The 26,800-nt window shown below is 45.8% G+C and carries 21 protein-coding genes and 1 pseudogene; 8 read left to right on the top strand and 14 right to left on the bottom strand.

The window, feature by feature from the left end; all coding sequences use genetic code 11:
• The first annotated feature begins 642 nt into the window (after nt 1–642).
• The 3 genes from J9B83_RS02315 to J9B83_RS02305 are packed head-to-tail and all read left to right on the top strand — an operon-like array spanning nt 643 to nt 2,964.
• Nucleotides 643–873 (top strand): Trp family transcriptional regulator, encoded by a 231-nt coding sequence (locus J9B83_RS02315; RefSeq protein ID WP_211535103.1) that lies wholly within the window; start codon nt 643–645, stop codon nt 871–873.
• Nucleotides 870–2,279, top strand: a complete 1,410-nt coding sequence (locus J9B83_RS02310) for an anthranilate synthase component I family protein (RefSeq protein WP_211535102.1) — start codon at nt 870–872, stop codon at nt 2,277–2,279. The genes J9B83_RS02315 and J9B83_RS02310 overlap by 4 nt, the downstream gene beginning before the upstream one ends.
• A 22-nt stretch (nt 2,280–2,301) precedes the next feature.
• Nucleotides 2,302–2,964, top strand: a complete 663-nt coding sequence (locus J9B83_RS02305) for an anthranilate synthase component II (protein WP_211535101.1) — start codon at nt 2,302–2,304, stop codon at nt 2,962–2,964.
• An 84-nt stretch (nt 2,965–3,048) separates the two neighbouring features.
• On the opposite strand, the gene ppk1 is transcribed toward J9B83_RS02305, so the two are convergent.
• The 3 genes from ppk1 to J9B83_RS02290 form a co-directional block, all read right to left on the bottom strand.
• A complete protein-coding gene (gene ppk1, locus J9B83_RS02300) occupies nt 3,049–5,268 on the bottom strand; it encodes a polyphosphate kinase 1 (protein ID WP_211535100.1) in 2,220 nt (739 codons plus the stop codon).
• Nucleotides 5,269–5,394: 126 nt separating this feature from the next.
• Nucleotides 5,395–6,384: a porphobilinogen synthase gene (gene hemB, locus J9B83_RS02295; protein WP_211535099.1), complete on the bottom strand. Its 990-nt coding sequence runs from the start codon at nt 6,382–6,384 to the stop codon at nt 5,395–5,397.
• A gap of 113 nt (nt 6,385–6,497) precedes the next feature.
• Nucleotides 6,498–8,423, bottom strand: a complete 1,926-nt coding sequence (locus tag J9B83_RS02290; RefSeq protein ID WP_211535098.1) for an ABC-F family ATP-binding cassette domain-containing protein — start codon at nt 8,421–8,423, stop codon at nt 6,498–6,500.
• A 231-nt stretch (nt 8,424–8,654) separates the two neighbouring features.
• Here J9B83_RS02290 and hslO point away from each other — a divergent pair, with 231 nt between their 5' ends.
• Nucleotides 8,655–9,530: an Hsp33 family molecular chaperone HslO gene (gene hslO / locus J9B83_RS02285; RefSeq protein ID WP_211535097.1), complete on the top strand. Its 876-nt coding sequence runs from the start codon at nt 8,655–8,657 to the stop codon at nt 9,528–9,530.
• A 10-nt stretch (nt 9,531–9,540) separates the two neighbouring features.
• Here hslO and J9B83_RS02280 read toward each other — a convergent pair whose 3' ends face one another.
• Nucleotides 9,541–9,945: a CBS domain-containing protein gene (locus J9B83_RS02280; RefSeq protein WP_211535096.1), complete on the bottom strand. Its 405-nt coding sequence runs from the start codon at nt 9,943–9,945 to the stop codon at nt 9,541–9,543.
• A gap of 402 nt (nt 9,946–10,347) precedes the next feature.
• Here J9B83_RS02280 and mqo point away from each other — a divergent pair, with 402 nt between their 5' ends.
• Nucleotides 10,348–11,826 carry a malate dehydrogenase (quinone) gene (gene mqo, locus J9B83_RS02275; protein ID WP_236037045.1) on the top strand — a complete coding sequence of 493 codons (1,479 nt, stop codon included), beginning with the start codon at nt 10,348–10,350 and terminating at the stop codon, nt 11,824–11,826.
• Nucleotides 11,827–11,940: 114 nt separating this feature from the next.
• Nucleotides 11,941–12,213, top strand: a complete 273-nt coding sequence (locus J9B83_RS02270; protein ID WP_211535094.1) for a hypothetical protein — start codon at nt 11,941–11,943, stop codon at nt 12,211–12,213.
• Between the two features lie 114 nt (nt 12,214–12,327).
• Here the strand turns inward: J9B83_RS02270 and J9B83_RS02265 are convergent, their stop codons facing one another.
• Both J9B83_RS02265 and rho read right to left on the bottom strand, forming a co-directional pair.
• Nucleotides 12,328–13,056, bottom strand: a complete 729-nt coding sequence (locus J9B83_RS02265) for an NAD(P)H-flavin reductase (RefSeq protein WP_211535093.1) — start codon at nt 13,054–13,056, stop codon at nt 12,328–12,330.
• Nucleotides 13,057–13,188: 132 nt separating this feature from the next.
• Entirely contained in the window at nt 13,189–14,454 is a 1,266-nt protein-coding gene (rho, locus tag J9B83_RS02260; protein WP_211535092.1) for a transcription termination factor Rho, read from the bottom strand.
• Between the two features lie 519 nt (nt 14,455–14,973).
• Here rho and J9B83_RS02255 point away from each other — a divergent pair.
• Nucleotides 14,974–16,491: a Ppx/GppA phosphatase family protein gene (locus J9B83_RS02255; protein WP_211535091.1), complete on the top strand. Its 1,518-nt coding sequence runs from the start codon at nt 14,974–14,976 to the stop codon at nt 16,489–16,491.
• Between the two features lie 230 nt (nt 16,492–16,721).
• Entirely contained in the window at nt 16,722–19,778 is a 3,057-nt protein-coding gene (gene amt, locus J9B83_RS02250) for an ammonium transporter (protein ID WP_211535090.1), read from the top strand.
• On the opposite strand, the gene J9B83_RS02245 is transcribed toward amt, so the two are convergent.
• The 8 genes and pseudogenes from J9B83_RS02245 to J9B83_RS16060 form a co-directional block, all read right to left on the bottom strand.
• Nucleotides 19,753–20,130 carry a Na+/H+ antiporter subunit G gene (locus J9B83_RS02245; protein WP_211535089.1) on the bottom strand — a complete coding sequence of 126 codons (378 nt, stop codon included), beginning with the start codon at nt 20,128–20,130 and terminating at the stop codon, nt 19,753–19,755. The two genes, amt and J9B83_RS02245, sit on opposite strands and share 26 nt — an antisense overlap.
• Before the next feature lie 11 nt (nt 20,131–20,141).
• Entirely contained in the window at nt 20,142–20,411 is a 270-nt protein-coding gene (locus J9B83_RS02240; RefSeq protein WP_211535088.1) for a K+/H+ antiporter subunit F, read from the bottom strand.
• Nucleotides 20,405–20,890, bottom strand: coding sequence for a Na+/H+ antiporter subunit E (locus tag J9B83_RS02235; protein WP_211535087.1), 486 nt, complete (start codon nt 20,888–20,890; stop codon nt 20,405–20,407). Before J9B83_RS02235 ends, J9B83_RS02240 begins: the two co-directional genes overlap by 7 nt.
• Nucleotides 20,887–22,398 (bottom strand): monovalent cation/H+ antiporter subunit D, encoded by a 1,512-nt coding sequence (locus tag J9B83_RS02230; protein WP_211535086.1) that lies wholly within the window; start codon nt 22,396–22,398, stop codon nt 20,887–20,889. Before J9B83_RS02230 ends, J9B83_RS02235 begins: the two co-directional genes overlap by 4 nt.
• Nucleotides 22,399–22,764, bottom strand: a complete 366-nt coding sequence (locus J9B83_RS02225) for a Na+/H+ antiporter subunit C (protein ID WP_211535085.1) — start codon at nt 22,762–22,764, stop codon at nt 22,399–22,401.
• Nucleotides 22,764–25,562 (bottom strand): monovalent cation/H+ antiporter subunit A, encoded by a 2,799-nt coding sequence (locus J9B83_RS02220; RefSeq protein WP_211535084.1) that lies wholly within the window; start codon nt 25,560–25,562, stop codon nt 22,764–22,766. The genes J9B83_RS02225 and J9B83_RS02220 overlap by 1 nt, the downstream gene beginning before the upstream one ends.
• Before the next feature lie 333 nt (nt 25,563–25,895).
• The gene (locus J9B83_RS16065; RefSeq protein ID WP_236037070.1) at nt 25,896–26,273 is read right to left on the bottom strand and encodes a CZB domain-containing protein; all 378 of its coding nucleotides are present in this window, start codon (nt 26,271–26,273) and stop codon (nt 25,896–25,898) included.
• Between the two features lie 42 nt (nt 26,274–26,315).
• Nucleotides 26,316–26,723 (bottom strand): annotated as a pseudogene (locus J9B83_RS16060) (methyl-accepting chemotaxis protein); the annotation flags it as partial.
• Between the last annotated feature and the right edge of the window lie 77 nt (nt 26,724–26,800).

The following is a 26,800-nucleotide window of genomic DNA, read 5'->3' as shown; positions in this document are numbered from 1 at the left end:
ACTCAGAAGTGAAAAGCGCCATCGCCGATGGTAGTGTGGGAGATCCCATGTGAGAGTAGGTCGTCGTCAAGCTTTAAACACTAGAAGCCCCACATAGCCAACGCTGTGTGGGGTTTTTTTATGTCTGAAATAATCCTATGCAGGTAACTCGCCTCGTGCTCTGCCATTGACTAGCGCCTGTCTCGTGCCTCGACGCGTCTGCGCATAGACAGAACAGGACATTTTACTGAAGTATTTAGCTGTTTTAGCCTGATTGATGCGTCGGCGTCACTGTAGAGTAAGAGGCGTATTGGTTGGTTTTGACGGGTCAGCGTCACTGACTGAGTAACAAAGGGCTTCTTGTTTGTCATTTATGCTGACGCGTCGAGGGACGAGACAGGCGCAAGTAAATGACATTACAAGAAGCTCGGCAGTGGTTGTCTCATATGACCTTGAGGAATGAGGCTGGCGCTAGTCAATAGCAGAACAAGAGTGCTTTAATGCTCTTTGATATGTCGGTGTCATTGAGTTATTCCCCCTTTCTTTTTAGTCAATTTTATATGAATCAAATCATCCAAAATGTATATCTATACTTGATTGATAATGATGATTTCTATATTGTACTAGTACGTGAATACAAGGCTATTTTTAATAGACAAGCATATGAAAGATCTAGTCCAGTTTCTAACAACTTCCAGCGATACTATGGTGTTGGAAAAGCGTCTTAAAGCGTTGTTGACACCCAATGAGATTAGTGAAATGCAGCGCAGGTTACAAATTTTGTCCTTGTTAGAGCAAGGTATTCCGCAGCGGGATATTGCTAAACAGTTAGGGGTGGGGATAGCTACGGTAACTCGTGGTTCCCGAGCATTAAAGGAATTAAAAGAAATATGAGCAATTATAAAAAGCCGGAGCGTATTACGCTACCGAGAAAGCCCAAATACGTGACCATTGGAGCCGATTGTGATTTTTTTGATTTATTTAAAAAAATTGAAAAGCGTTTTGATAACTGCTTTATGTTGGAATCTTTGGGCGAAGAAAGTTTTATCTCTCGCCATTCGATAATAGGTTTTGACCCTGAAAAGCTAATTTGGGCAGAGGGAAAGCAGCTGTTTATTGAAGAACGTGATGGCCGTATTGAGTCGTATGAATCAGACAATCCGTATTATTTACTACGAGATATGGTGCCACAAAATATACTATCGCGTAGCTTTTCGGGTGGTTTAACGGGTTATATCGGTTACGACAGTATGAATTATTTCGAACCGTCGTTGGATTTACAGTCCAGCGAAATGTTCGATGCCTTCCGCTTTGGTTTGTACAAAGATGGCCTTGTTTTCGACAAGATGACAGGCGAAGTGTTTTACTTTTTCTATGATGATGAAAACAGCGAAGGAAGCCGCCTTGCACTTGTAAATGAAATTATGGCGTGCGAAACGCCAGTTAATGGTCCTTTCACCGTGACACCTGTCGGGGAGTCCATGAGTAAGTCGGATCATGCTGATGCGGTCGCTAAGGTTAAGCAGGATATTATTGACGGTAAAGTTTTTCAGTGTGAAGTCGGCTTTAAGAAGTGGTTCGATATGGAAGGCGACACCATTAACTTGTATGAACAGTTACGAGAAGTGAACCCGTCACCACAAATGTATTACATTAAATTTGGTGAGCAAAAAGTCATTGGCGCAAGCCCTGAATTGTTGTTCCGAGTGCGTCAGGGCGAGATGGAAACCTTTCCTTTGGCAGGTACGGCTAAGCGCGGTAAAGACGCCACGGAAGACACCGCATTTGCTCGTGCCTTGTTAAATGACCCGAAAGAGATCGCTGAACACAATATGATAGTAGACCTTCACCGTAACGATATCGGTCGTGTTGCGCGATTTGGTACGGTAAAGGTGCGAAGCCTGATGGACATTAAACGCTTTAGCCACGTGCAACACATATCCAGCGAAATTGTTGGCATTATGGCGGAAGAGCATGACATGTTCTCTGCATTAGCGAGCAACTTTCCGGCTGGTACTTTAACGGGTGCACCGAAGATTGAAGCGATGAAGATCATCGATGATTTAGAAAATGACGGGCGTGGACCTTATGGTGGCGCTGTGGGGCAGTTTTCGTTTAATGGTGATTGTATGTTTGCGATTCCGATTCGTACCGTCTTTGCAAAAGGTAATAAAGCGTACGTGCAAACCTGTGGAGGTAACGTATACGACTCAAATGCGGAAGACGAATACGAGGAGATCCAGCGCAAGTTTGCTGGCACTAAGCGCGTTTTAGACAGCTTCGCCCCTGATAAAGCTTAAGATAAGGGACAAGGAAAAGAACATGAAAGTGTACATTATCGATAACTACGATTCTTTTACTTATAACCTGTATCAGTTTATTGGTGAAGTATTGGAGACAGAGAAAAGTCACGGTCGACTGCAGGCGTTTGAAGTCATTGTAAAGCGTAATGATGAAGTCACGTTGGAAGATATTCGTATTGCGTCACCAGATAGGATCATCATTTCGCCTGGACCTGGTTCACCAGAGGATAAGGCTTACTTTGGTGTGTGTGCTGACGTTATTTTAGAGTTTGGCAAGACGATTCCATTAATGGGTGTTTGCTTAGGGATGCAGGGGATTTGCCACGTCTTCGGCGGTAAAGTTGTGAAAGCGTCGTTGCCCATGCATGGTAAAACCAGTCCTATTACGCACAACGGCCAGGGTATCTTCCACGATATTCCGGATCAGTTGGAAGTGATGCGTTATCACTCTTTGATTGCTGAAGCAGAAAGTTTTCCCGATGTGCTAGAAGTCACAGCGTCGGTTGGTGATTTAAAAGAAATCGATTTTAGCGACATTTCGACCATTCACCAAGGTGGCGACTTTGAGTTAATGGGAGTGCGCCATAAAGACTACCCTATCCAAGGGATTCAGTTTCATCCTGAATCTTTTGCGACAGAAGGCGGTAAGGATCTGATTAAGAACTTTTTGTTTCAGATGTAATGCGGTAAAGGCAGAGCAGTAAAAATAAATAAGAGCCAGTATGCATCATACTGGCTCTTATTTTTTGCTAGGCGAACAAGGTGATTAGCGGGTGTTGTCAGCCAATTCACTCAATAAAGCACGTTGAGCACTTCGGTAGTCGCCTTTTCTGGGTTTAGACAGTTGGTAAGATCCGTCACTTTGTAAAATCCAGCTTTGTGTATTATCGGTTAAGTAATATTCCAGCTCTTTCTTCACTCGACGTGTCTGTTTGTAGTCTTGTAGCGGGAAGGCCACTTCAATACGGTTGTTGAGGTTTCGATCCATACCGTCGGCGCTAGATAAGTACACTTGCGGGTTACGATTATTAAAGAAGTAGTACACACGGGTGTGTTCTAAGAAGCGGCCAATAACACTACGGACACGAATGTTCGACGAAATTCCTTTGATGCCAGGTCGTAAGGTACAGATTCCTCTTACAATAAGGTCAATTTTGACCCCCGCTTGGGATGCTTTGTACAAAGACTGAACCAAGCGTTGCTCTGTTAACGAGTTGACTTTGATGATGATGCGCGACGGCTCGCCTTTGAGGGCGTTTTCCGCTTCACGGTTGATCATCTCGAGTAATCGATCACGAAGTGTAAAAGGGGCATGCAGCAACTTTTTCACCTTGAGCTCTTTGCTCATACCGGTAAGCTGCTGGAAAACACGGTGCACGTCGTCGCCAATTTCTTTATCGCAAGTCATAAAGCTGTAATCGGTGTAAAGACGAGCGTTGCCAGCGTGATAATTCCCTGTGCCCAAATGCACGTAGCGAGTCAGGTCGGCGCCTTCACGACGCACAATAAGGATCATTTTTGCGTGTGTTTTATGACGCACAACGCCATAAACAACGATGGCACCAGCGTCTTGTAAACGGCTTGCTAAGGCAAGGTTTTCTGCTTCATCAAAGCGTGCACGCAGTTCGATCACGACGGTTACTTCTTTGCCGTTTCGGGCGGCTTCTACCAAGGCATTGGCGATGGGGGAGCGAGAGCCAGTACGATACAGTGTCTGTCGAATGGCCACAACATGTGGATCTTTGGCCGCTTCGCTAAGTAGGTCGATAACAGGGGAAAAGCTTTCAAACGGGTGCATGAGCAAGTAATCCCGTTGACGAATGGCTTCGAACAAACCACCTGAGCTGGCCAGTTTACGTGGTAATCCCGGTGAAAAGGGCGGATACATTAGGTCGGGTCGATCGACAAGCTCCAGTACTGCCATTAATCGACTAAGGTTAACTGGACCGTCAATGCGATAGAGGTCTTGTTGTTCTAAATCGAACTGTTTTAACAAGGAATCGACAATATGTGAGGGGCAGTTTTCGGCAATTTCTAATCTAACTGAGCTACCATAATGCCGGCTTTGTAGTTCTGTACGTAATGCGCCAGCCAAATCGACCCCTATGTCATCGGAATCGACTTCCAGATCAGCATTTCGGGTAAGACGAAATTGGAAACAGCCTTTAACGATCATGCCAGGGAATAGCTGGTCGGCGTGGGCATGAATAATGGATGATAAAAATACCAAGTTGTCGCCACCATCGCAGACTTCATCCGGCATTTTCACCAGACGAGGCAATGAGCTGGGCGCTGGTACGATAGCGAGTCCATTTTCTCGACCGAAAGCGTCTCTGCCTTCCAGTTCGACCACGAAGTTAAATGTTTTATTGGCCAAACGAGGAAAGGGATGCGCGGGATCGAGACCAATAGGGCTGATAATTGGCAGCACATTGTCTCTAAAATAGCGCTTTACCCACGCAGCTTGTTTGTCGTTCCAAACAGTTCGGCGAATAAATTTGACATTTTCGTTGGCTAATTTAGGAAAAATAATATCATTCAGGATTCGATACTGGCGACGTACAAGCTTGTGCGCCTGCTCACTGATATAGCTAAGCACCTTTTTCGGGTGCATGCCATCAGGGCCATTTTTCTCACGACTGTACTCAAGCTGACTTTTAAGGCCAGCGACACGAATTTCAAAAAACTCATCCATGTTAGAGCTAAAAATGCACAAAAACATCAATCTATTCAAAATAGGGTGGTTTTCGTCCATGGCTTGTTCCAAAACACGCGCGTTAAATTGAAGGTGGCTGAGCTCTCGGTTGAAGTAAAGCTCTGGGTCAGCCAGGTCAATTTCTTCCGGTAGGCGCTCTTCAATGGCGATCTTATTAGGATCTTGCGGTTGTTCTGGAATAGGCTCTAAGACCAACTCGGAGTCCAGCATTAACGATGGGCTCAAAGCGGGCTCTTTTTTATCTTTTTCGTTCACTGGCTGTTCAGACATGTGATCTTGTTCTCTTTAAATACCATTATGTAGTGTTGTTCGCATTGTTGTTTTTCGACCCACAATGACATGACTCTTTTATGACAAATTACACCAACTTGGCCTGATGGTCACCGATTCAGCCTGTTATTTTTGCAGTAAGCGTGCCGCGTCTTTGGCGAAATAGGTCAATATGCCGTCGGCGCCTGCACGTTTGAACGCCAGTAAGGACTCCATCATGACACTGTCTTTGTCTAACCAACCATTTTGAAAGGCCGCCATGTGCATGGCGTATTCACCACTGACTTGATAAGCAAACGTCGGCACTTCCAGTTCAGTCTTTACTCGACGAACAATGTCGAGGTACGGCATGCCTGGTTTGACCATGACCATGTCGGCACCTTCTTCAATGTCGAGCATGACTTCACGAATGGCTTCGTTGGAGTTAGCCGGGTCAATTTGGTAAGTGAATTTATTGCCCTTGCCAAGGTTACCGCTGGAGCCAATGGCGTCACGAAATGGGCCGTAATAAGCTGAGGCGTATTTTGCGGCGTACGCCATGATCAGTGTATTGACGAAGCCTTCAGCTTCGAGTTCATCGCGAATTTCTCCGATTCGACCGTCCATCATGTCGGATGGTGCAACCACGTCGGCACCGGCTTGGGCATGGGAAATCGCTTGTTTGACCAATACGTCGACCGTAATGTCATTTAATACGTAGCCTTCTTCATCAATGATGCCGTCTTGACCGTGTGTGGTGTAAGGGTCGAGGGCAACATCGGTTAACACACCTAGCTCAGGAAAGGCTTGCTTCAAGGCACGCACTGCGCGCTGTACGAGTCCCTCAGGGTTGTAGGCTTCTTCGGCGAGTAAGGACTTTTTATCGCCGTCAATAACTGGAAATAACGCGATAGTCGGTATACCGAGTGCGACTAGTTCCTGTGCTTCTTGTAGTAGCAAATCGATAGATAAACGCTCTATGTTAGGCATAGACGGAATGGCTTCTCGCACATTCTCGCCTTCCAAAATGAACATAGGGTAGATCAAGTCGTCAGTTGTTAAATGATGCTCGCGCATCAGGCGTCGAGAAAAGTCATTTTTACGCATGCGGCGCATGCGAGTGTATGGAAAAGACATCCAGTATTTCTCCTTTATCGCAGTTTTATAATGTACGTTACAATTATGACAATATTAAGACAGGCTAGGGATAAAAGCTTTGTGCCCGGCCAATCTTTACGATTTTCTCACGGTTACCCAAGTTGAGCTTCAGCTTCTTCCAGAGCTTCTTGCGCTTCAAACCAAGCGTCTTCACTTTCTCCTTGCGCTTTTTTCCATTTCGCCTCTTCGCTCAGCAGTGTTTGCAGTTTGTCCCTTTGTTCCGCTTCATACAAGGCGCTGTCTGACATGGCATCGGAGATACGATCTAGGTGTTCTTGAGCAATCTGTACGGCTTTTTCATGCTTTTCAATTTGCTTGCGCAGTGGGCGCAACTTCTCACGCATGTCGGCCGCTTTGCGTCGTTCTTCTTTACGGTCTACCTTGTCGACTTTATCGCCGAGCTGTTCGCCTTTTTCTACTTGTGCAGCGTTGGCTTGTCTTGCTTGCAGCCATGCATGGTATGCGGGTAAATCCCCATCAAAGGCTTGAATTTGATGGTCAGCAACAAGGTAAAACTCATCAACCGTACTGTTAAGTAAATGACGGTCATGGGACACCAATAAAATAGAGCCAGGAAATTCTTGCAGTGCTTCGGTCAGCGCTTGACGCATTTCGATGTCTAAATGGTTGGTCGGTTCGTCAAGTACCAGCAGGTTAGGTTTAGTCCATGAAATGAGAGACAGCGCTAGGCGAGCTTTTTCGCCCCCGGAGAAGCCTTTCACCGCGCGAAGGGCATCGTCACCGATAAACCCAAAACCGCCTAAATAACGACGAATATCACTTTCTAGCACCTTGGGTGAAAGTCGCTGAATGTGCAGTAAAGGCGAGGCTTCTAAATCCAATGCGCTGAGCTGGTGTTGTGAAAAATAACCAATTTTTAGGTTCTCACCGGTAATACGTTCTCCTGCGAGAATGTTGATTTCGTTTACTATGGATTTGATCAGGGTGGATTTACCCGCGCCGTTTGGTCCTAATAAACCAATGCGTTGACCGTCGCGAAGGGCAAAGTTGGTGTTGCCCAATTGAACGGTTCGAACGCCAGACTCCGATGTGTAGCCTAGATCTGCTTGGGATAAATTGATTAATAATTGAGAGGTTTTTTCCGCTACTGGAATGGAAAACTCGAATTGAGAATCTATGTGCGCAGGTCCAATGATTTCCATTTTTTCCAACATGCGCAAACGGCTTTGTGCTTGTTTGGCTTTATCGGCTTTGTAACGGAATCGATCAACGTATTGCTGTAAGTGAGCGCGTTTTTCCTGTTGTTTCTCAAAATTGGCTTGCTGCTGGGCAAGGTGCTCGGCGCGTTGGCGCTCGTAGTCAGAATAGTTGCCTTTGTACAGCACCAGTTGTTTTTGATACAGGTGGACAATGTGGCTGCAGATACCGTCGAGGAAGTCTCGGTCATGGGAAATCAGCAGTAAGGTGCCTGGGTATTGGCGCAACCAGTTTTCCAGCCACATGACGGCATCAAGATCCAAGTGGTTAGTTGGCTCATCGAGAAGTAATACATCGGAGGGGCACATCAAGGCTTTAGCGAGGTTTAAGCGAATGCGCCAGCCACCGGAGAAGTCCGACACTGGGCGCTGCATGTCGGTCATTTTAAAGCCGAGACCTTGCAGTAACGTTTCTCCACGGGAATGTGCGGTGTAACCGTGGGCGTTTTCAAATTCACCGAGCCAGCTGGCATGGGCGTGGTCGTCACCAGCGGCTTGAGCGTTTGCGATATTTTGCTCAATAAGTCTGAGTCGGTCATCGCCATCTAGACAATAATCTAACGCACTGCGTTGTGTCTCTTCCACTTCTTGCGCCATGAAAGCAATGCGGCGTTGGCCAGGCAGTACTACTTCGCCGGTATCCGCATGGAGTTCTCCTTTGATCATGGCAAATAAGGACGATTTACCCGCGCCGTTTGCACCGATGAGGCCAACTTTTTGACCCTCAAAAATAGTGAGGTCGGCGTCTTCAAGTAAAAATTGTGTGCCGCGCTGTAAACTGACTTCGGTAAATTGGATCATAAAAACTTGGGGTCTCTTATTGCTATTAATGAGAGGGAAAATACGTGCTTTAAGATAAAAATAATATGAAGAACATTTTAGAGTGCTGCTTGAATAAACGAAATAGCAAGCACGTATATTCCCAGTTTATACACGGTTTAAAGTGGATGATTCGGTAACGCGAGGGTAAAATGCTCGCAATATTCATTCGAACTTTTTTATTCAGGCGATTGCCTGAGCAAGGTGTGCTTTGTGACTACTTTAAACCTCAATGAAATACAGCGTTTCTCTTTTGATAACAGTAATGTGCGTGGTGAGCGTGTAGTGCTTAATGATGCGTATCAAGAGATTATCAAACGAAAAGAATACCCTTTGCCATTGGAAAAACTGCTTGGCGAGTTTGTCGCAGCGATTGCCTTGTTGAGAGACATCGTCAAAATTGATGGTGTTTTGTCTATTCAAGCAAAGGGCTATGGTTTCTTGTCGACACTCATGACGGAGTGTGACGAGAATCAAAATTTACGTGGTATTGCTCAGTGGGATGAATCTCAGACTATTCCAGAGGTGATTTCTCTCAAAGAAGCGCTAGCCGGCGGCTATTTGATCATTACTATTCAACCCCGTGACGGTCAACGTTACCAAGGCATTGTTGAATTAGTGGGTGATACCCTGGCTGAATGTCTAGAGCAATACTTTTCGCAGTCTGAGCAATTGCCTAGCCGTGTTTGGTTGGCAGCAAACGGGTCACAATGTGGCGGATTATTTTTACAGCGCTTACCAGCAGAGCAAGCTAAAGAAAACGATGAAGATGCTTGGGAGCGTTTAACGCATCTTGCTTCGACGGTGAAAGAAGAAGAGTTGTTAGGATTAGACACTGCCCAATTATTACATCGTTTATACCATGAAGAAGAGGTGCGCCTATACGAGGTTAAGCCGATGCAGTTTGGCTGCTCTTGCTCACGCCAGCGCACCTTGGATGCAGTGATGTCGCTGGGCGCTGAGGGAATCCGTGAGGTTCTGATTGAGCAGGGCAGCATTCTAGTCGATTGCCAATTCTGTGCAGAAAAATATGAATTCAACGAAGAAGAGCTGACAGCTTTGCTTGGTGATCATGCCAAAACGCACTAGAGACTGGTTGTTATGAAAACGTGGCATGATTGACGAGATCGCGCCACGATATAATACCGACCACATGCTTTTCGTCATCGACCACGGGAAGGCAAGAAATGTCCACACGCTTGAACCAAGCCACAATTTCTTCTATGGAAGTATCCGCATTCACTGTAATGGGTTGTCGTGTCATGGCTTGATGGGCCGCTCGGTTGAGTGTATCGGTATCTCTTGGTGTTTCAGACACACTGCCGATGAAAGGGCTCATTACTCGCAATAAATCCCGATCTGAAATGATTCCCACCAGTTTTTCTTTTTCCACCACGGGGAGGTGGTGAATACCGTAATCTTCCATGGTCTGTCTTACTTTAGGTAGGCGCTCATCTATATCAACACAGATGACATTGCTTGCCATGATATCGGATGCTTTCATGGTGAACTCCTGCGTATTTTTCAAGTAGATTTAGTATATTTATACCGAACATTATCATTTAAATATAGCAGAGTTCTATGTGCTTGTTTGTTATTAATGTTGTAAAAATCGGCATTCTTGCTGCTAACGTAAGCTATATTAGCGATATCTTGAAAATAACCTGAAGTAGGTGGTCACCTTCTACTACTAAGGTCTCAAGACATTAAGCACAAAACCCGTATAATAAATTGACACCTGCTCAGGAACCTTTAGATGGCTGAAATCTCAGCATACGGGCAAAGGCGTTCTGAGGAGAGGATGAAGAAAGCCGTCTCATATTGAATCAAATACAGACAGCTGGCCAAAAGCCCCTCTTCTACATCACTCTCATATTCCCAATTGGCTATGACACGGCGAAATCATATGACCTCAAATTCTGTAGACGTTTTACTAGTCGGGGGTGGTGCTATGAGCACAACCCTAGGAGTGTTACTCAAGCAACTCGATCCTAGCATGACCATGTTAATGGTGGAGCGATTGGACAGTGTGGCAAAAGAAAGTACGGATGGCTGGAACAATGCTGGTACAGGCCATGCCGCTTATTGCGAGCTAAATTACACCTCTGAAAACAAAGATGGCACGGTTAACATCGACAAGGCTGTTAACATCAACGCAGCTTTCGAAATCAGCCTTCAGTTTTGGTCTTATTTAGTGGAAAAAGGCTTGATGCCTCAACCACAAGAGTTTATTCATCGCGTGCCTCACCAAAGTTTTGTTTGGGGTGAGAGTAACGTCAAAAAACTCAAAGCACGCCATGCGGCAATGAGTGCGCACCCAGCGTTCAAAGAAATGCAGTACACCGAAGATCGTGAAAAAATGGCAGAGTGGATGCCATTGGTGATGAGGAATCGTGATAATAGCGAACCTCTTGCGGCGACACGAGTAGAGCATGGGTCCGATGTAAACTTCGGTGCAATAGCTCGTAATATGAGCACCCTGTTGATGGGCCAAGATAACTTTGAATTATCTGTAAACAGCGATGTGAAAAGCCTGAAGAAGCGCAAAGATGGCCGCTGGGACGTGACAATTGAGCAAAATGGTAAGTGTAAAACTGTTGATGCAAAATTCGTATTTTTAGGCGCTGGCGGTGGAGCATTACCATTGCTGCAAAAAGCTGGAGTAGAAGAAAGCTTTGGCTACGGTGGCTTCCCTGTGAGTGGTCAGTGGTTAGTATGTGAAAAACCTGAACTGGTTGAGCAGCATTTTGCGAAAATTTATGGTGCTGCCCCGATTGGCGCGCCACCAATGTCTGTTCCTCATTTAGACACTCGTATCATTGATGGGAAAAAAGCCATTCTCTTTGGCCCTTTTGCTGGCTTTACGACTAAATTCTTGAAAACTGGGTCTTTCTGGGATTTACCGAAAAGTATCAAGCTGAACAATATTAAACCTATGTTGAGTGTCGGCAAAAATAACATGGATTTAACCCGCTATCTTATCAGTGAAGTGCGTCAGTCACACAAAGACCGTTGTGAATCCTTGCGTCAGTTTTTCCCTGAAGCACAAGATGCCGATTGGAAACTCGCCTACGCAGGGCAGCGTGTTCAAATCATTAAGAAAGACGATAAGCTGGGCGGCAAACTTGAGTTTGGAACCGAAGCCATTGCTACAGAAGACGGCTCGATGGCGGCACTTCTTGGTGCGTCTCCAGGAGCATCGACGACAGTAAATACCATGATAGGTATTTTAGAGCGCTGCTTCCAAGAGCGTTTAAAAGAGAGCGATTGGCAGGAAAAAATGAAAGAAATGGTACCATCGTATGGACAATCATTGATTGAAGATACCGACTTACTATTATCTGTTCGTGCACGGACTTTAGACACCTTGAATTTAAAGCCTTAATTTGACTCTTTAGGCAAGCTCAACGAAGATAGCAATTCATTGAAAAGCTGGGACCCATCCCGGCTTTTTTATTGATTTATTGCCCTCAAAGAATACAGGAACACGAGATAGATTATGACCATGACTTTTTCAGAACGTGCCGATCAGTTATGCGACACTTTACGAGAAATGGAACACCAAGCTGAGGAAGGCGACGAGCTTTTCTATTGCGCTTATTTGCTGGGGTTACTGGGTTTACACAGCAGTGTTGAAGGGGAAGGTAAAGAAGCGTTTGACCAAAATTTTACTGCTGTATTAAATGAGACACTTGAAGTGGAAGGCGTGGTGGAGGCGGATCAAGAAAACATCACCGTCTTGTGGCAATCGGTATGCGCGAAAGCCGTTTGATCTTTTGGTTACACTAGATGTAATAAAAAAAGGCTCCCATCTAGATTGGAGCCTTTTTTATTATATGTCAGGTTGCTCTTACAGAGATCAGTACATGGAGCGAGCCGTTGTTGCTTATAGTTCAGGCTTTTCTGGACGTGGTGCGTAGGCGAAAACATCAGAGAAGCAGCGATCTTGGCTCATTCCTTTTTGTTCTAATTGATCCAGTGTGCCGTATACCATACCCACTGAGCCACAAATAAAGGCCGCACTTTGGCTAAGGTCTGGGTGATCTTGAAGAATGGCTTCGTACAACCAACCGTGTCGTCCTTGCCATTGTTCGCTTGGCTCATTTACCACTACGTCTAACGTGAAGGGCGAATACTTGTGAGCGTCTTCTAGCCATTGTTGAGCAAATACATCGTTTGCGGTACGTAAACCCCAATAAAAAGACACCTTGCCGCTGTAATTTTGTTCGACCAACGCGCTGAACAAGCTTTTGATTTGAGCAAAGCCTGTGCCGCCAGCAATGAGCAGAATGTGTTCAGCTTGCGTATCCAGTACGCCGTTGCTGAGATGACAATCGCCACCTGGTGCTTTGATGGTGATTTTGTCGCTGGATTTAATGTGCTCAATGACTTTATGAGCTAACGATCCCGTATCAGAAACCAACACGTACAGGGTTAAGTTAGGTAGCTCGTGGGGAGCGCTGCCAATGGAATAAGGCACTTGCTCACCACTAGGCAATACCACCATAAGATATTGTCCAGCTGAAAATGTCAGATTTTCAACGGTTAACTCAACTTGATAAACATTATGGTTAACCAACTCAACCGTATTAACCGTCGCGGAAATCTCTTTCATGTAAATTACTCCAAAATAAATCGCGCTTGCCTTGATGTAATAAAAGGTAGCCGTTAAAAGCCATTAAACCGTGTGTATAAGTAAAAAAAAACCACTTAAAAGAAGTGGTTTTTCCAGCAGCAGAAAATCTGCTTATTTATTTTTGCCTTTCATCGATTCAAAGAAGTCATCATTGGTCTGTGTGACTTTTAAGCGATCGATTAAGAACTCCGTGGCGGCGACATCTTCCATTGGGTTTAGTAGCTTGCGCAGGATCCACATGCGCTGTAATTCATCTTCAGATGTCAACAAGTCTTCACGGCGTGTACCAGAGCGACGGATATTGATCGCTGGGAAGGTGCGCTTTTCAGCAATTTTACGGTCAAGGTGCAATTCTGAGTTACCTGTCCCTTTAAATTCCTCAAAGATAACTTCGTCCATTTTGGATCCTGTATCCACTAAAGCGGTAGCGATGATGGTTAAGCTGCCGCCTTCTTCGATGTTACGAGCAGCACCAAAAAAGCGCTTCGGACGTTCTAGTGCATTCGCATCCACACCACCGGTTAATACTTTACCAGAGGATGGAATAACCGTGTTGTAAGCACGTGCTAAACGAGTGATAGAATCCAGCAGAATAACCACATCGCGCTTATGTTCAACGAGACGCTTGGCTTTTTCGATTACCATTTCAGCCACCTGAACGTGACGTGCTGGTGGCTCATCAAACGTAGAGGCCACCACTTCACCGCGAACGGTACGAGACATTTCGGTGACTTCCTCAGGGCGCTCATCGATCAATAATACGATCAAATGACATTCTGGGTTGTTGCGAGTGATGGCATTGGCAATGTTCTGCAACATGAAGGTTTTACCGGCTTTTGGTGGAGAAACCACCAAGGCACGTTGACCTTTACCCATTGGGGCAACGAGGTCGATAATACGAGAAGTCACATCTTCAGTAGAGCCGTTACCCGCTTCCATTAGTAAGCGTTCATCAGGAAACAGCGGTGTTAAGTTTTCAAACAGGATCTTATTTCGAACACTTTCAGGCTTATCAAAGTTGATTTCATTAACTTTTAATAGAGCAAAGTAGCGTTCGCCGTCTTTTGGTGGACGTATCTTACCGGCAATGGTGTCGCCTGTGCGTAAGTTAAAGCGTCTGATTTGGCTTGGCGAAACATAAATATCGTCAGGGCCGGCCAGATAAGAGCTGTCAGGAGAGCGCAAAAAGCCAAAGCCATCTTGAAGAATTTCTAGAATACCGTCGCCGTAAATGTCTTCCCCACCTTTTGCATGACGCTTTAGGATTGAAAAAATAACATCTTGTTTTCGGGAACGAGCCATATTGTCTAGGCCCATTTCTGCTGCGATTTCTAAAAGTTCGTGTACTGATTTCTGTTTTAAGTCGGTAAGGTTCATAAACGGGTTTTGTATTAGCTCATTTGAGGAAGAATGACGGAATTATGGTTAATCATTAACAATAATAGGTGTCTGGAAGTATTTAACAATATATCAGCTATTCGGCATGTAAATAAAAACACAGGGTTAAATTTTGTTTTGATTTACATTAGCCCGGGTAGGGCTGAGCCAATACAGCGCGAAACAATTTGATTGGGATCTTATCTGATTTGCATCCTGCAATGTCATTATTAAGACCATTGCTACTATAGTGCGAGTTAAACGTGAGGTCTATAGTCAAATTTAGGAAAAAAACATTTTCTGCTAGTTTTTTGATCAAATTAGGCTTTTTTGGTGCTTATTGCGAAGTTATTGCTCGCCCAACCCAGTGTATTTCTTGCTTTTTAGTAAACACCTATCATTGTCACAGAAACATCACAATTGTAGAGGTCAATTCTACCGTTTCGATAGCAATGACATACCAAGGGAACTGCTATACTCTTACTTTAATTAAGACGTCGGCAACCTAAGGCTTTTTGAATGCAATCACTCTTTTTGCAACAATCTCACGACTTTCCTTTTGAAAAAATTGCAGCCATTGATCTAGGATCAAATAGTTTCCATATGGTCATAGCACAAGTTACCCACGGTCAGTTACGCATTACGGGTGAATACGGTGACAAGGTACAGTTGGCGGCAGGGCTGGTGAATGGACATTTAGATGACGACTCTCAGCAACGTGGCCTAGACTGTTTGGCGCAGTTTGCTCAGGTGATAGAAGATATGCCACCGGGTTCGGTTCGAGTTGTCGGCACCAACGCATTACGTGTGGCGAAAAACCGTTATGATTTCATTGGTAAAGCCATGGACATAATGAGCCACCCAGTGGAGATTATTGCTGGTCGAGAAGAAGCACGTCTTATTTATGTGGGCGTTGCACGCACCATGGATCATGGTGAATCGAAACGCTTGGTGGTAGACATTGGTGGTGGTAGTACGGAATTTATCATTGGCAAACAGCTCGATCCAATTTTGACAGAAAGCCTTCATATGGGATGTGTCAGCTTTAAGCAGCGTTTCTTTGAAGATGGCGTTATTAATAAGCTGAATTTTCAAAAAGCCGTGACCGCTGCTCGTTTGGAGTTGTTAAGCATCCAAGATGATTACCTTGATGAGACTTGGGACTTGGCGATAGGGTCTTCGGGCACAATCAAAGCCGCTTACAACATCATCAAGGAAAACAACTGGAGCAAAAAAGGCATAACCGCCAAGGCGTTGAAGCAAATTCAGAAGGCCTTGTTTGCTGCCGGTCACGCAGATAACTTGGAGTTGATTGGTCTAAAACCCGAGCGCAAAGGCACCTTTGCCGCAGGCATTGCTATTTTAACCGCGGTGTTTGAGTGTTTTGATATCAAACAAATGGATTTTTCCACCGGTGCGCTTCGAGAAGGTGTTTTGTTCGACATCATGGGGCGCTATGCCGACTCAGATATCCGTGAGCGCACGGTAAACTACATGTTGAGCCAATATCACATTGATACCGAGCAAGCGAAGTTAGTCACAAATACGGCGTTATCTGCTCTGGCTCAGGTAAAAGAAAGCTGGGGGCTCAACAATATTTCCAGTGAAGACTTGCTGCGCTGGGCCGGGTTGTTACACGAAGTGGGTGTCGGCATTTCCCATAGCCGTTACCATAAACATGGTGCCTATATTATTCGTGAATCTGACATGCCGGGATTTTCGCAACAAGAGCAACAGGCTTTAGCGAATTTAATTGTACGGCATCGTCGAAAATTCACTCAGTCTGTAGATTACCGTTTTACTAAAAGCGACCAGCAAGACTTGGATCGATTGTCGATTCTACTGCGTTTATCGATTCTTTTGCACAATGATCGCAAAGAAGGCGACATGCCAATCTTCACTTTAAAAGCAGAAGGAAAAACGATTCATGCTGAGTTTTTATCTGGCTGGTTAGATGGCCGACCACTCACGTTGGCCAATCTACAGCGGGAAGCCGATTACCTTGCCGTTGGCGATTATCAAATGACGTTCAGTTAGCCGTGTATTGATGCGGTGTTTCTCAGAGTGCTGAGATAATCGTTACAGAATAAGAAGATAAAAGGCTGGTCTATGACTGGCCTTTTTGTTTTGTTACGTTTTAAATAGAAACGTTATAGAAAGTTGGCGTAACTATTGAATGATAGCAATGGTGTTTTTTTGCACTGTAATGGCGTTTGATGAACAGCCGATGTGGCGCATGTCAGTGATTTTAACCGCTTAGGATGTCTATGGAAGAGTACTCTTGGTTATTGGTAACCTCGGCCTTTGTTTTTTTGATGCAAGCCGGTTTTTTATGCTTAGAAAGCGGTCGTATCCGCAGTAAAAATAGCATCAATGTAGCGGCAAAAAATATTTCTGATTTTATTGTGTCGACGACCATTTTTTGGTTATTTGGCTTTGGCATCATGTTCGGTGACTCGGTAGTGGGTTTGTTCGGACGCAGTCATTTCTTTTTTGATGATACCCACACGCCGTGGGAGATCAGCTTTTTTATTTTTCAAATGATGTTTTGCGGTACGGCCGCCACCTTAACATCGGGTGCGGTGGCGGAGCGCATGACGTTTGTTGGCTATCTGTCCATCACCTGTGTGTTGAGTGCTCTGATTTACCCGATTGTCGGTCATTGGGCTTGGTCTGGTGCGTTTACTTCAGAAAGTTCTCAAGGCTGGCTAGAATCCCTAGGCTTTATTGATTTTGCTGGTGCTACCGTGGTGCATTCGGTCGGTGGATGGGTCGCCTTGGCGGCTATTATTATCATAGGGCCTCGCTTGGGCCGATTCGAAGAGGGCATTCGTCTTCCTCCTGGAAATAATTTGCCTTTGTCTGCCTTGGGAACCTTATTGATTTGGTTTGGCTGGTTCGGTTTCAATGGCGGCAGTACGCTTGCGCTGACGGATGCGGTGCCGCTGATTATTCTTAACACATTCATATCAGCCGCTTGGGGCGGCATAGTCGCGGCAGCGATCAATTACATTCGTGATGGCTATATTGAAGTCGGTTTTGTTCTCAATGGCACCATTGCTGGGCTGGTGGGCATTACCGCCGCTTGTCACATTGTGTCACCTGGGGCGGCGATCGTGATCGGTGCTGTGTCTGGCGTCGTGGTGTATTACGGCAGTCTTTTGATGGAACGATGGCGACTAGACGACGCGCTAGATGTAGTACCTGCGCATTTATTTGCTGGTATTTGGGGCACGCTCAGCGTCGCCTTGTTTGGTCAGACGGATAAAATTGCCAACGGTTTGAGCACCATGGAGCAGCTGGGTGTGCAGGCGCTGGGTATTGTCTCGATTGGCTTGTACTGTTTTGTTATTGGCTTTGCCGGTATGTGGCTGCTGAACAAAGTTATGCCGTTGAGAGCGAGTAGAGAGCAAGAAGAGCAAGGGTTAAACGTAGCCGAACACAGAGCGACTACGGAAATGTTTGATTTGTTAACCTCCATGCAATATCAACAAAATCATGCGGATTTTTCGACTCCGGTTCCTGAAGAGCCTTTTACGGAAGTGGGTCAAATCGCGCAAAAATACAATCAGGTCATCAATCGGGTCAACAGTGAGATTACTCAACGAGACGATGCCCTGATGCGCTTTCAAGAAAGTGAAGTGCGTAAGTCGGCGATTCTGAATTCCTCTATGGACTGCATTGTGACCATAGACCGTTTCGGTTCGGTGATGGAGTTTAATCCTGCGGCGGAGCGTACTTTTGGTTGTTTGAAAAAACAGGTACGAGGCGGGAGCTTTATCGATTTATTCATTTTAGAGGAAGATCGATATAAAATATCCACTAGCCTGCACTCCGGCTTTTCCTCTTCAACTGGCTTGATCTTGAATCGTCGTAACCCGTTTCGATTACAGCGTGAATCTAATCAACCCTTTCCCGCTGAAATTGCTATTACCAAAGCGAACACAGAAAGCTCAACAGATAGCGAATACACGCTTCATATTCGCGACATGACGCGGCAAGTCAAATTGCAAAAACGATTAAAACAGTTGGCGTACAGCGACCCATTAACAGGTTTATACAATCGAACCTATTTAATGGATTCTTTAGTGAGTGCACTCTTGTTCGCCACTAAGCAGAAAACATCGGTTGGTTTGCTATTTCTGGATTTAGATAATTTCAAAATCATCAATGACACATTAGGGCACAAAGCCGGTGACGAGCTGTTGTGCGAAGTGGCGACGCGACTTCGCTCGGTGTCGGACGAGAGTGATGTGATTGCCCGCTGGGGCGGGGACGAATTTGTGCTGATGGTCACCGAAAAGGTCAGCGAAGCAGAATTGACCGAACGGGCGCAAACCATTTTAGGTGTGATGCGTGCCCCCATTCATTTGAATGAACAGTACTACACGATTCCGACCAGTATCGGCGTTGCCTTCACTAATGAACAAAGTTTGGACGCTGATCAACTGATTCAACAAGCGGACATCGCTATGTATTGGGCGAAAGAAAAGGGCCGCGATAACGCGCAGTTTTTCCGTCCCGATATGACCAATTTGGCCACACAGAAATTCGGTTTTGAAAAAGAAATCAATGAAGCCTTGGTGTCGGATCAGTTTTATCTGGTGTATCAACCCAAGGTGTCGGTTCATCAAGGTCATATTATGGGGTTAGAAGTACTGATTCGCTGGAATCACCCTACTAAGGGTTTGATTTCACCGGCGGAATTTATTCCCATCGCGGAGGAATCTAACCTGATTATTATTGTTGACGAGTGGGTGATCGATCATACCTTTGCACAGTGTCGAATGTGGCACGATCAAGGTGCCAAGTGCGTACCTATCGCGATGAATATATCGGGGCGGCACCTGGTGTCGGAAACTCTGGTGCCTTACATAGCCGCAAAGATGGCAGAGTACGACATTGATGGGCGTTTTGTGGAAATTGAAATCACCGAGGGCGTATTGCTCAGCGACGTTGAACGTTGTATTGAGGTGATGGCTGAGTTGAAAGCGCTGAACATTAAGATCTCTATTGATGACTTTGGTACGGGCTATTCGTCACTCAGTTATCTTAAAAAGCTGCCACTGGATATTCTCAAGATAGATCAATCGTTTGTGAATGAATGCGATAGTCACTCAGAAGACGGAAAAATTTGTGAAACCATCATCCAATTGGCAAAGAACTTGGACTTGGGGATAGTGGCTGAGGGCGTTGAAACCGCTGAACAGGTGGAGAAGTTGGCATCGTTAGGGTGCGAGATTTTCCAAGGTTATTATTTCTACAAACCGATGGAAAACCTCGATATGGGCGAATTACTTATGTCGGGTCCTTCGGAGTACTAGGTGTCTCACGATCGCGAATGACTTCCATAAGTTCTTGATTTTGAGTTTTGTCCAAGGACTTAATCCGTTGATGTAGGGCTGTTTTAGCGATCATATTGGCAGCCACAGGGGCGGTGATTAGCAAAAAGAGCGTAATCAGCAGCTCTTGGATCGACAAAAAGCCTTTCAAGTGGCTTTGGAACACCATGGAGGCGATCAAGATGCCCGTGATGCCCAAAGTGGAGGCTTTGGTCGGGCTGTGTAGGCGCATATAAATATCCGGCAATCGCACCAAACCATAAGAACCGATCAGCAAAAACACACTACCAATAAGCAAAGACACACAAACAATAACTTCAAGATAAAAAGGCATACTGAATCCTATTATTCTATGATGTCGCCGCGTAGTAAGTATTTACATAGCGCAGCGGTACTGACAAATCCTAGCATGGCGATAAGTACCGCCGCTTCAAAATACAAGGCACTTTTGACATAAATGCCATACAGCAAAATCAAGGCGATGGCGTTGATGTACATGGTATCCAGCGCTAAGATTCGATCTGAAATGGTTGGCCCTTTTAACAACCGCCATAAGTTTAAAATCAAGGCGACACAGATACACACAGCCACTATGATGATTGTCCAACTTAGCATCCAAAAATCTCCTTTATTGGCGCTTCATAACGCTCTTTCACCGAGGCTATTAATTCTGCTTCATTATCTAAATGCAAGGCATGAATATAGAGCCAAGCTTTATCTTTAGAGACTTCAGCACTGACGGTACCAGGTGTTAATGAAACTGTACTAGCAAGAATGGTGATGCCCAGGTCAGAGTCAATGTTAATAGGAATGGCGACAAAGCCAGGCTGTAATTTTTTGATTGGGCCTATAATTAAGAGCGCGACTTCAACGTTCGCCGTCACTATGTCTTTCATCACCATCAATATATAGCGTACAGCCAGCCAAGGTTTGAGTATTTTAGGGTGCTCGTCCCGCATATCAGCCACAAGCCAAGGGATGGTCACCGCAAAAAATAGCGCCAGAACAATATGGCCGGCACTGGCCGAATTATTCAACAGCAGCCACACTACAAAAAGCAGCAAGCTGTGGACTGGCATAGGAAAAACCTTCATGGGGCAACTCCTGGCAATAAAGCGTAAGCAGAAGCGTTAATATCGTGCAGATAGTGAGCCGCTTGCTGAGTGAATTCGCTGACATCACCGCCGAATAAAACCAATAATGGTGACGCCAATAGCAGTAAAACGATACCGGCAACCTCAGAAGGTTTCGCTGGCTCAGCTTCTGCCGCGACAGAGCCATTGTGACGCCAAAACAGCGTCGTACCAGCTCGTGAGAAAGCGATCAATGCCGCCAGACTACCGATGAGTATTAACGGCCACAACCACATGGTTTGGGCGTTAGATTGCGTAGATTGCAAAATCATCACCTTACCGACAAAGCCTGATAATGGGGGCATTCCGACAAGGGACAAGGCAAGTATCGCGAAGCCAAAGCCCATTAGTCTAGGCTGTACAAAAGGTCGAGAGCGTACAAAACGATCTTCGGCCTTGCCTCGTTGTCTTGCCATTAAATCCGCGAGTAAGAACAAACCGGCTGAGGCGAGGGTACTGTGAACCATATAATATAACGCCGCCGACGTAGCCTCTTCAGAGTTAATGGCCGCACAAGCCAGTAAGCTGCCGCTGGAGATAATCACCAAGTTTGCGCTTAAGGTTTTAATACCTGGGCTGGCAAATACGCCGATGGTGCCAATCGCAATGGTCAGAAGCGCTAATGGCCATAGCCAAGGAGTGGCGATATTGGCTAATTCTCCTGCACTTTCGCCGAATATTACCGTGTAAACACGAAAAATACTGTAAACACCGACCTTTGTCATAATGGCAAATAACGCAGCGACTGGCGCACTGGCACTGGCATAGGTCTTGGGCAACCAAAAGTGCATAGGCAGCATGGCGGCTTTTAAGCCAAACACCACAAGCAGCAACAAAGCGCCAGTTTTAGCCAATGTTGCCGTTTCGCCTTCGAGTTGCCCAACTTTAACTGCCATGTCCGCCATGTTAAGCGTGCCGAGGGTGCCGTAAAGTATGCCAAGACCGAATAAGAAGAGACTAGAACCGACAAGATTTAAAATTACATAATGCAATGCGGCCTGGGTTTTTTGTTTGCCACCGGCGTGTATTAGCAAGGCATAAGAAGCGATGAGTAGCACTTCAAAGAACACAAACAAGTTAAAAATATCGCCGGTTAGAAAGGCGCCATTGATGCCCATGATTTGGAACATAAACAGAGGATGAAAATACGCCCCACCTTTGTCTTGTCCAGACACGGCATACAGCATAATAGCGAAGGACAAAAATCCTGTTAATAATACCATTAAGCTTGAAACCTTATCGGCCACAAGTGCGATGCCGAAAGGCGCTTGCCAGCCGCCTAATGCGTAGATCTGTACGCCCTCTGTGGCGACTTGAAACAACAAGCCAGCCGAAGACAACATGATAAACAAGGTGCCAATAATAGAAGCAATGCGTTGCGAGCTGGCATCACGAGAAATGGGCGGCAGCAGCATAATGGCGCCAAACAACAAAGGAATCAGGATGGGAAAAATGCTTAAGTGCTGCATTTATTGGTTTCCTCCAGATTTTTGCTGCAGGTCGTTCGGTAAAGTGGGTAAGGTGCCATCCACGTGATCGTTGCCTAAATCGGCTCGGGCGCGCATGGCGAGAATGACCGCAAAGGCGGTCATGGCAAAGCCGATGACGATGGCAGTTAACACCAGCGCTTGGGGGAGCGGATCACTGTATTGCTCCGATTCACCTAATACCGCTGCGGCATTGAGCTTAAGCCGACCACTGGCGAACAAGAACAAGTTCACGGCGTAAGACAACAGTGTTAGCCCAATGACCACAGAAAAACTGCGGCCACGCAGTGCAAGAAAAATACCGCAGGCGGTTAATAATCCAACGCAGAATGCGTACAAACCTTCCATTAATCATGCTCCTTTTGAACAGGGCGTTCACTGGTGGTTAATTGGCCAAGGTTAGCCAGAATCAACATGGTGGCACCCACAACGGTGAGAAATACGCCCAGATCAAAAATCATGGCACTGGCAAGTTCGAATTTGCCAATAACCGGTAAGTAAAAATAATCAAACCAAGACGATAAGAACGTATGTCCAAAGACCCAGCTGCCTAAGCCGCTAAGCGTCGCAATACCGATACCAGAACCTATCATAATTTGATAATCCAATTTGATACGGGTTTTGATCCATTCCACCCCATGGGCGACATACTGTTGAATAATGGCCACAGAAGTAATCAAGCCAGCAATAAAGCCACCGCCAGGCATGTTGTGTCCTCGTAAGAATATGTATGCCGACACTAATAAAGCCAGCGGCAACAAACTTTGAGATATCACGGTGAGCAAAATAGGGTGACGATCTTCCGACCAAGGCAAGCCGCTGTCATCACTCGATGGCATGTAAAGACGCATACGGGCGATCAGTTTATAAATACCCAACGCAGCGATGCCTAATACGGTGATTTCACCTAAAGTATCGAAGCCTCTAAAGTCCACCAGAATGACGTTGACTATGTTGGTACCACCCCCGCCGGTTTTGCTGTTCTCGGTGAAGAAGGTTGAGATGGTGTCCAACGGTCGAGTCATAAGGGCGTAACAAATGGTACCAATTACGCCACCAATCAAGGACGCTAACCCAAGATCACGAACTACACGACGGGGAGAGGATTCTTTGGGTGTTTTTTGAGGCAAGAAAAACAGCGCAAGAATCAACAGGATTACCGTCACTACTTCAACCGATAACTGCGTCAGTGCCAAGTCGGGAGCAGAGAACTGGGCAAACGCCAAAGATACAATCAGGCCAACGACCGATAGAGTAAGCAAGGCAATAACACGACGTCGGTGCCAAATAACTGTTGCCAGTGCGGACAAACATAGCAGCACAGCACAAGTAATGGACAAGGCATCCAGCGGTATTTCTGTCCGTTGACCTGCTGTGGTATTGAGCTTCATCAAAGACGATGCCGTCATGATCACTGCAAAGGTTAGCACGAAGAAAATATAGCGTTGTAGAGAGCCATTTTCTGTCGCTGCAATGATACGTGCCGCCTTGTTGGTCAGGAATTGAATTACACTTTCGAAAACCAGCTTAGGATCGCTGGTGGGAAATTGCGCTTGGAATTTAAACAAATGCGAACGACTGTAGTACATAAATAAGCCGCCGATCAGAGCGATCACGCTCATTAATAGCGGATAATTAAAACCATGCCAAATAGCTAGGCTGTAACTTGGCGCTGGACCGTTTAAGGTGGCGCTGGCCGCCGACAGTAATAAATCACCGACTATTAGACTTGGGAAAATTCCTACCACCAAACAAAGCGCCACTAAAATTTCCACCGGAACACGCATGTAACGTGGTGGCTCATGGGGGGTTTTAGGCAAATTGATGGGCTCGCCATTGAAAAACACATCATGAATAAAGCGTGTTGAGTAGGCCACGGCGAAGACACCGCCTAGCGTTGCTAAGACAGGGATAATCCAAGACAAGGAGCCAAGCGACGCTTGATGCAAGGTTTCGGTGAAGAACATTTCTTTTGATAAGAAGCCGTTTAGCAAAGGCACCCCCGCCATGGAGGCGGAAGCAACCATGGCCAAGGTGGCCGTGTATGGCATGTATTTCCACAGTCCGTTGAGGTTGCGCATGTCTCGGGAGCCGGATTCGTGGTCAATGATCCCCGCGGCCATGAACAGCGACGCTTTAAAGGTCGCGTGGTTAATAATGTGGAAAATGGCCGCTACGGCGGCTAAGTCTGTCCCCATACCAAGCAGTAGGGTGATTAGACCTAAATGACTGATGGTGGAGTTAGCAAGTAGGCCTTTTAGGTCATGTTGGAACAAAGCGATGTAAGCTCCGACCAAGAAAGTGGCCAGGCCGGTTAAGCTGACAATGAGGAACCAGAGATTGGTATCGGCCAAAGCCGGATAAAAACGCGCCATCAAGAAGATACCGGCTTTTACCATAGTAGCTGAGTGTAAGTAGGCGCTGACCGGCGTTGGCGCGGCCATGGCATTTGGTAACCAAAAATGAAAAGGAAATTGTGCAGATTTAGTAAACGCTCCCAGCAGAACCAATACCACAATAACAGGGTAATTCGCACTGGCTTTGATTAAATCGCCATTATCGAGAACGTCTTGTAGGCTGAAGCTGCCAACCGTATCGCCCAATATCAGCAGCCCTGCCAACAAAGCTAGACCACCGGCACCGGTAACAGTCAGAGCCATTCTAGCGCCTTTACGAGCTTCGGTTTTGTGCCCCCAAAAGCTGATCAATAAGAAGGAGCTGATGCTGGTCAGCTCCCAGAAAAACCACAGCTGAATGAGGTTGTCTGACATGACCACGCCAAGCATGGCGAACATAAAGAGAATTAAATAAGCGTAAAATTTACCGATGGAATCCTGCGCCGACAAATAATAACGCGCGTACAAGATAACCAGTAAACCTATGCCTAAAATCAAGATAGAAAACAGCAAGGCTAAGCCGTCAAGGCGAAAAGCGAGCTCTAAACCAATGGCGGGAATCCAAGGAATAGCGGCTTGAAATCGCTCTCCATGAAATATGTCGCCAGAATGGGATAAGATCAAAAATAGAGTCAGTGCCGGTAAAGCGGCGGTGGCGAAAGCGCAAGCGGTGCGACTAAAACGCGCAAACAGTAAAGGTACCAGAGTACCTAACAAAGGCAGAAAGGGTAGCCAAATTAGTGAGCTCAAGGGCAAAACTCCTTTCCAGTAATCGGTAATAAAATATGAATGTGCTGTGCAAACATGGTTGTTATCCTAACAAACGGTTCGATGACGAGCCGTGTCGTTTCTCTTAGAACAGTCAAGGTAATAATGCGCCTTAGCATAGCCTTTTCCCCATTTAATCAATAGCCTAAAACCGTTCATAGTGTAAAAAAATAGTATCGATTATGGTGAATAAAACCAAGCATTGAGAGTGTCGGCAATTAAAAAAGTTCCGATGGGCCAGTTTTTCATCTCAGGTCTGATAGGAGGGGACGCATAAAAAAGGCCCTTAACTTGGGCCTTAAATAATGTGGAAACTTACTTCTCTTGAACTTCTGCCATGAGGTCATCGATGTGAACGATAATCTGTAGGCTGGCGGTTTCCATTTTATCGAGATGCTTAAGCATTTCTTCGGTCTTGCCAAGTTGTGCCGCTTTTAATGCACTGCGGCCAGAGTCGTGCACGATTTTGTGTGGCGCCTCAATGGATTTGAAACTGGACGAGGTTTGGAAATGACGACCGCCGTATCCTTCGTAATACCATTTGCCTAAACGACATTCTGTATGCTGATTCACTTCTTCATCAAATTTTTGTTTGTTGATGCGATCGTACACCACATTTTTCCATACGGCGTGATCAAGCTTAACCGTATTTAAAAAAGAGTGGGTCGCGGCAACACTGATGACTTTCTGCATGTGATCAGAACGAGAGATCACATGATCAACTACTTTATCAATCTGTACAGACGATGCTGAAATATCCAGCGCGCTGTCTTTGTTCTGGTTGACCATGCCCTTAATTTCTTCTGTTTGAGAAATAACCTGCTTTACGAGGTTTTCTACCTGCTCACTGGCACTGTGTGTTTTGCCTGCTAGATTTCGCACTTCGTCTGCAACAACGGCAAAGCCACGTCCTGCCGTTCCAGCGCGAGCTGCTTCAATGGCGGCGTTTAGGGCAAGCAAATTGGTTTGAGAAGAAATTTCTTGGATACTTGAAACTAGCTGACTGATGTCGTTTGCCGTTTTGTCCAGAACGTTTGCTGCGTTCATGCTGTCGCTGGCTTGAGTATTGATAAGACCTGCACGCTCACTTAAACGTACAAGAGCAGTTCTTGTCTCATCAAAAACATCGTTTAGTTTAGCCATGCTTTTGCGTTCTGAAATGAGGTTTTCAGCGCTGTCCGCTAGACCGAAACGAATGGAGTTAAGCATTTCGCCACCAC

It is taken from the genome of Marinomonas vulgaris, from assembly GCF_018145875.1.
GTDB classification, from domain to species: domain Bacteria; phylum Pseudomonadota; class Gammaproteobacteria; order Pseudomonadales; family Marinomonadaceae; genus Marinomonas; species Marinomonas vulgaris.
Note: the sequence above shows the minus strand (reverse complement) of the source record. Positions and strands in the feature narration are given on the sequence as shown.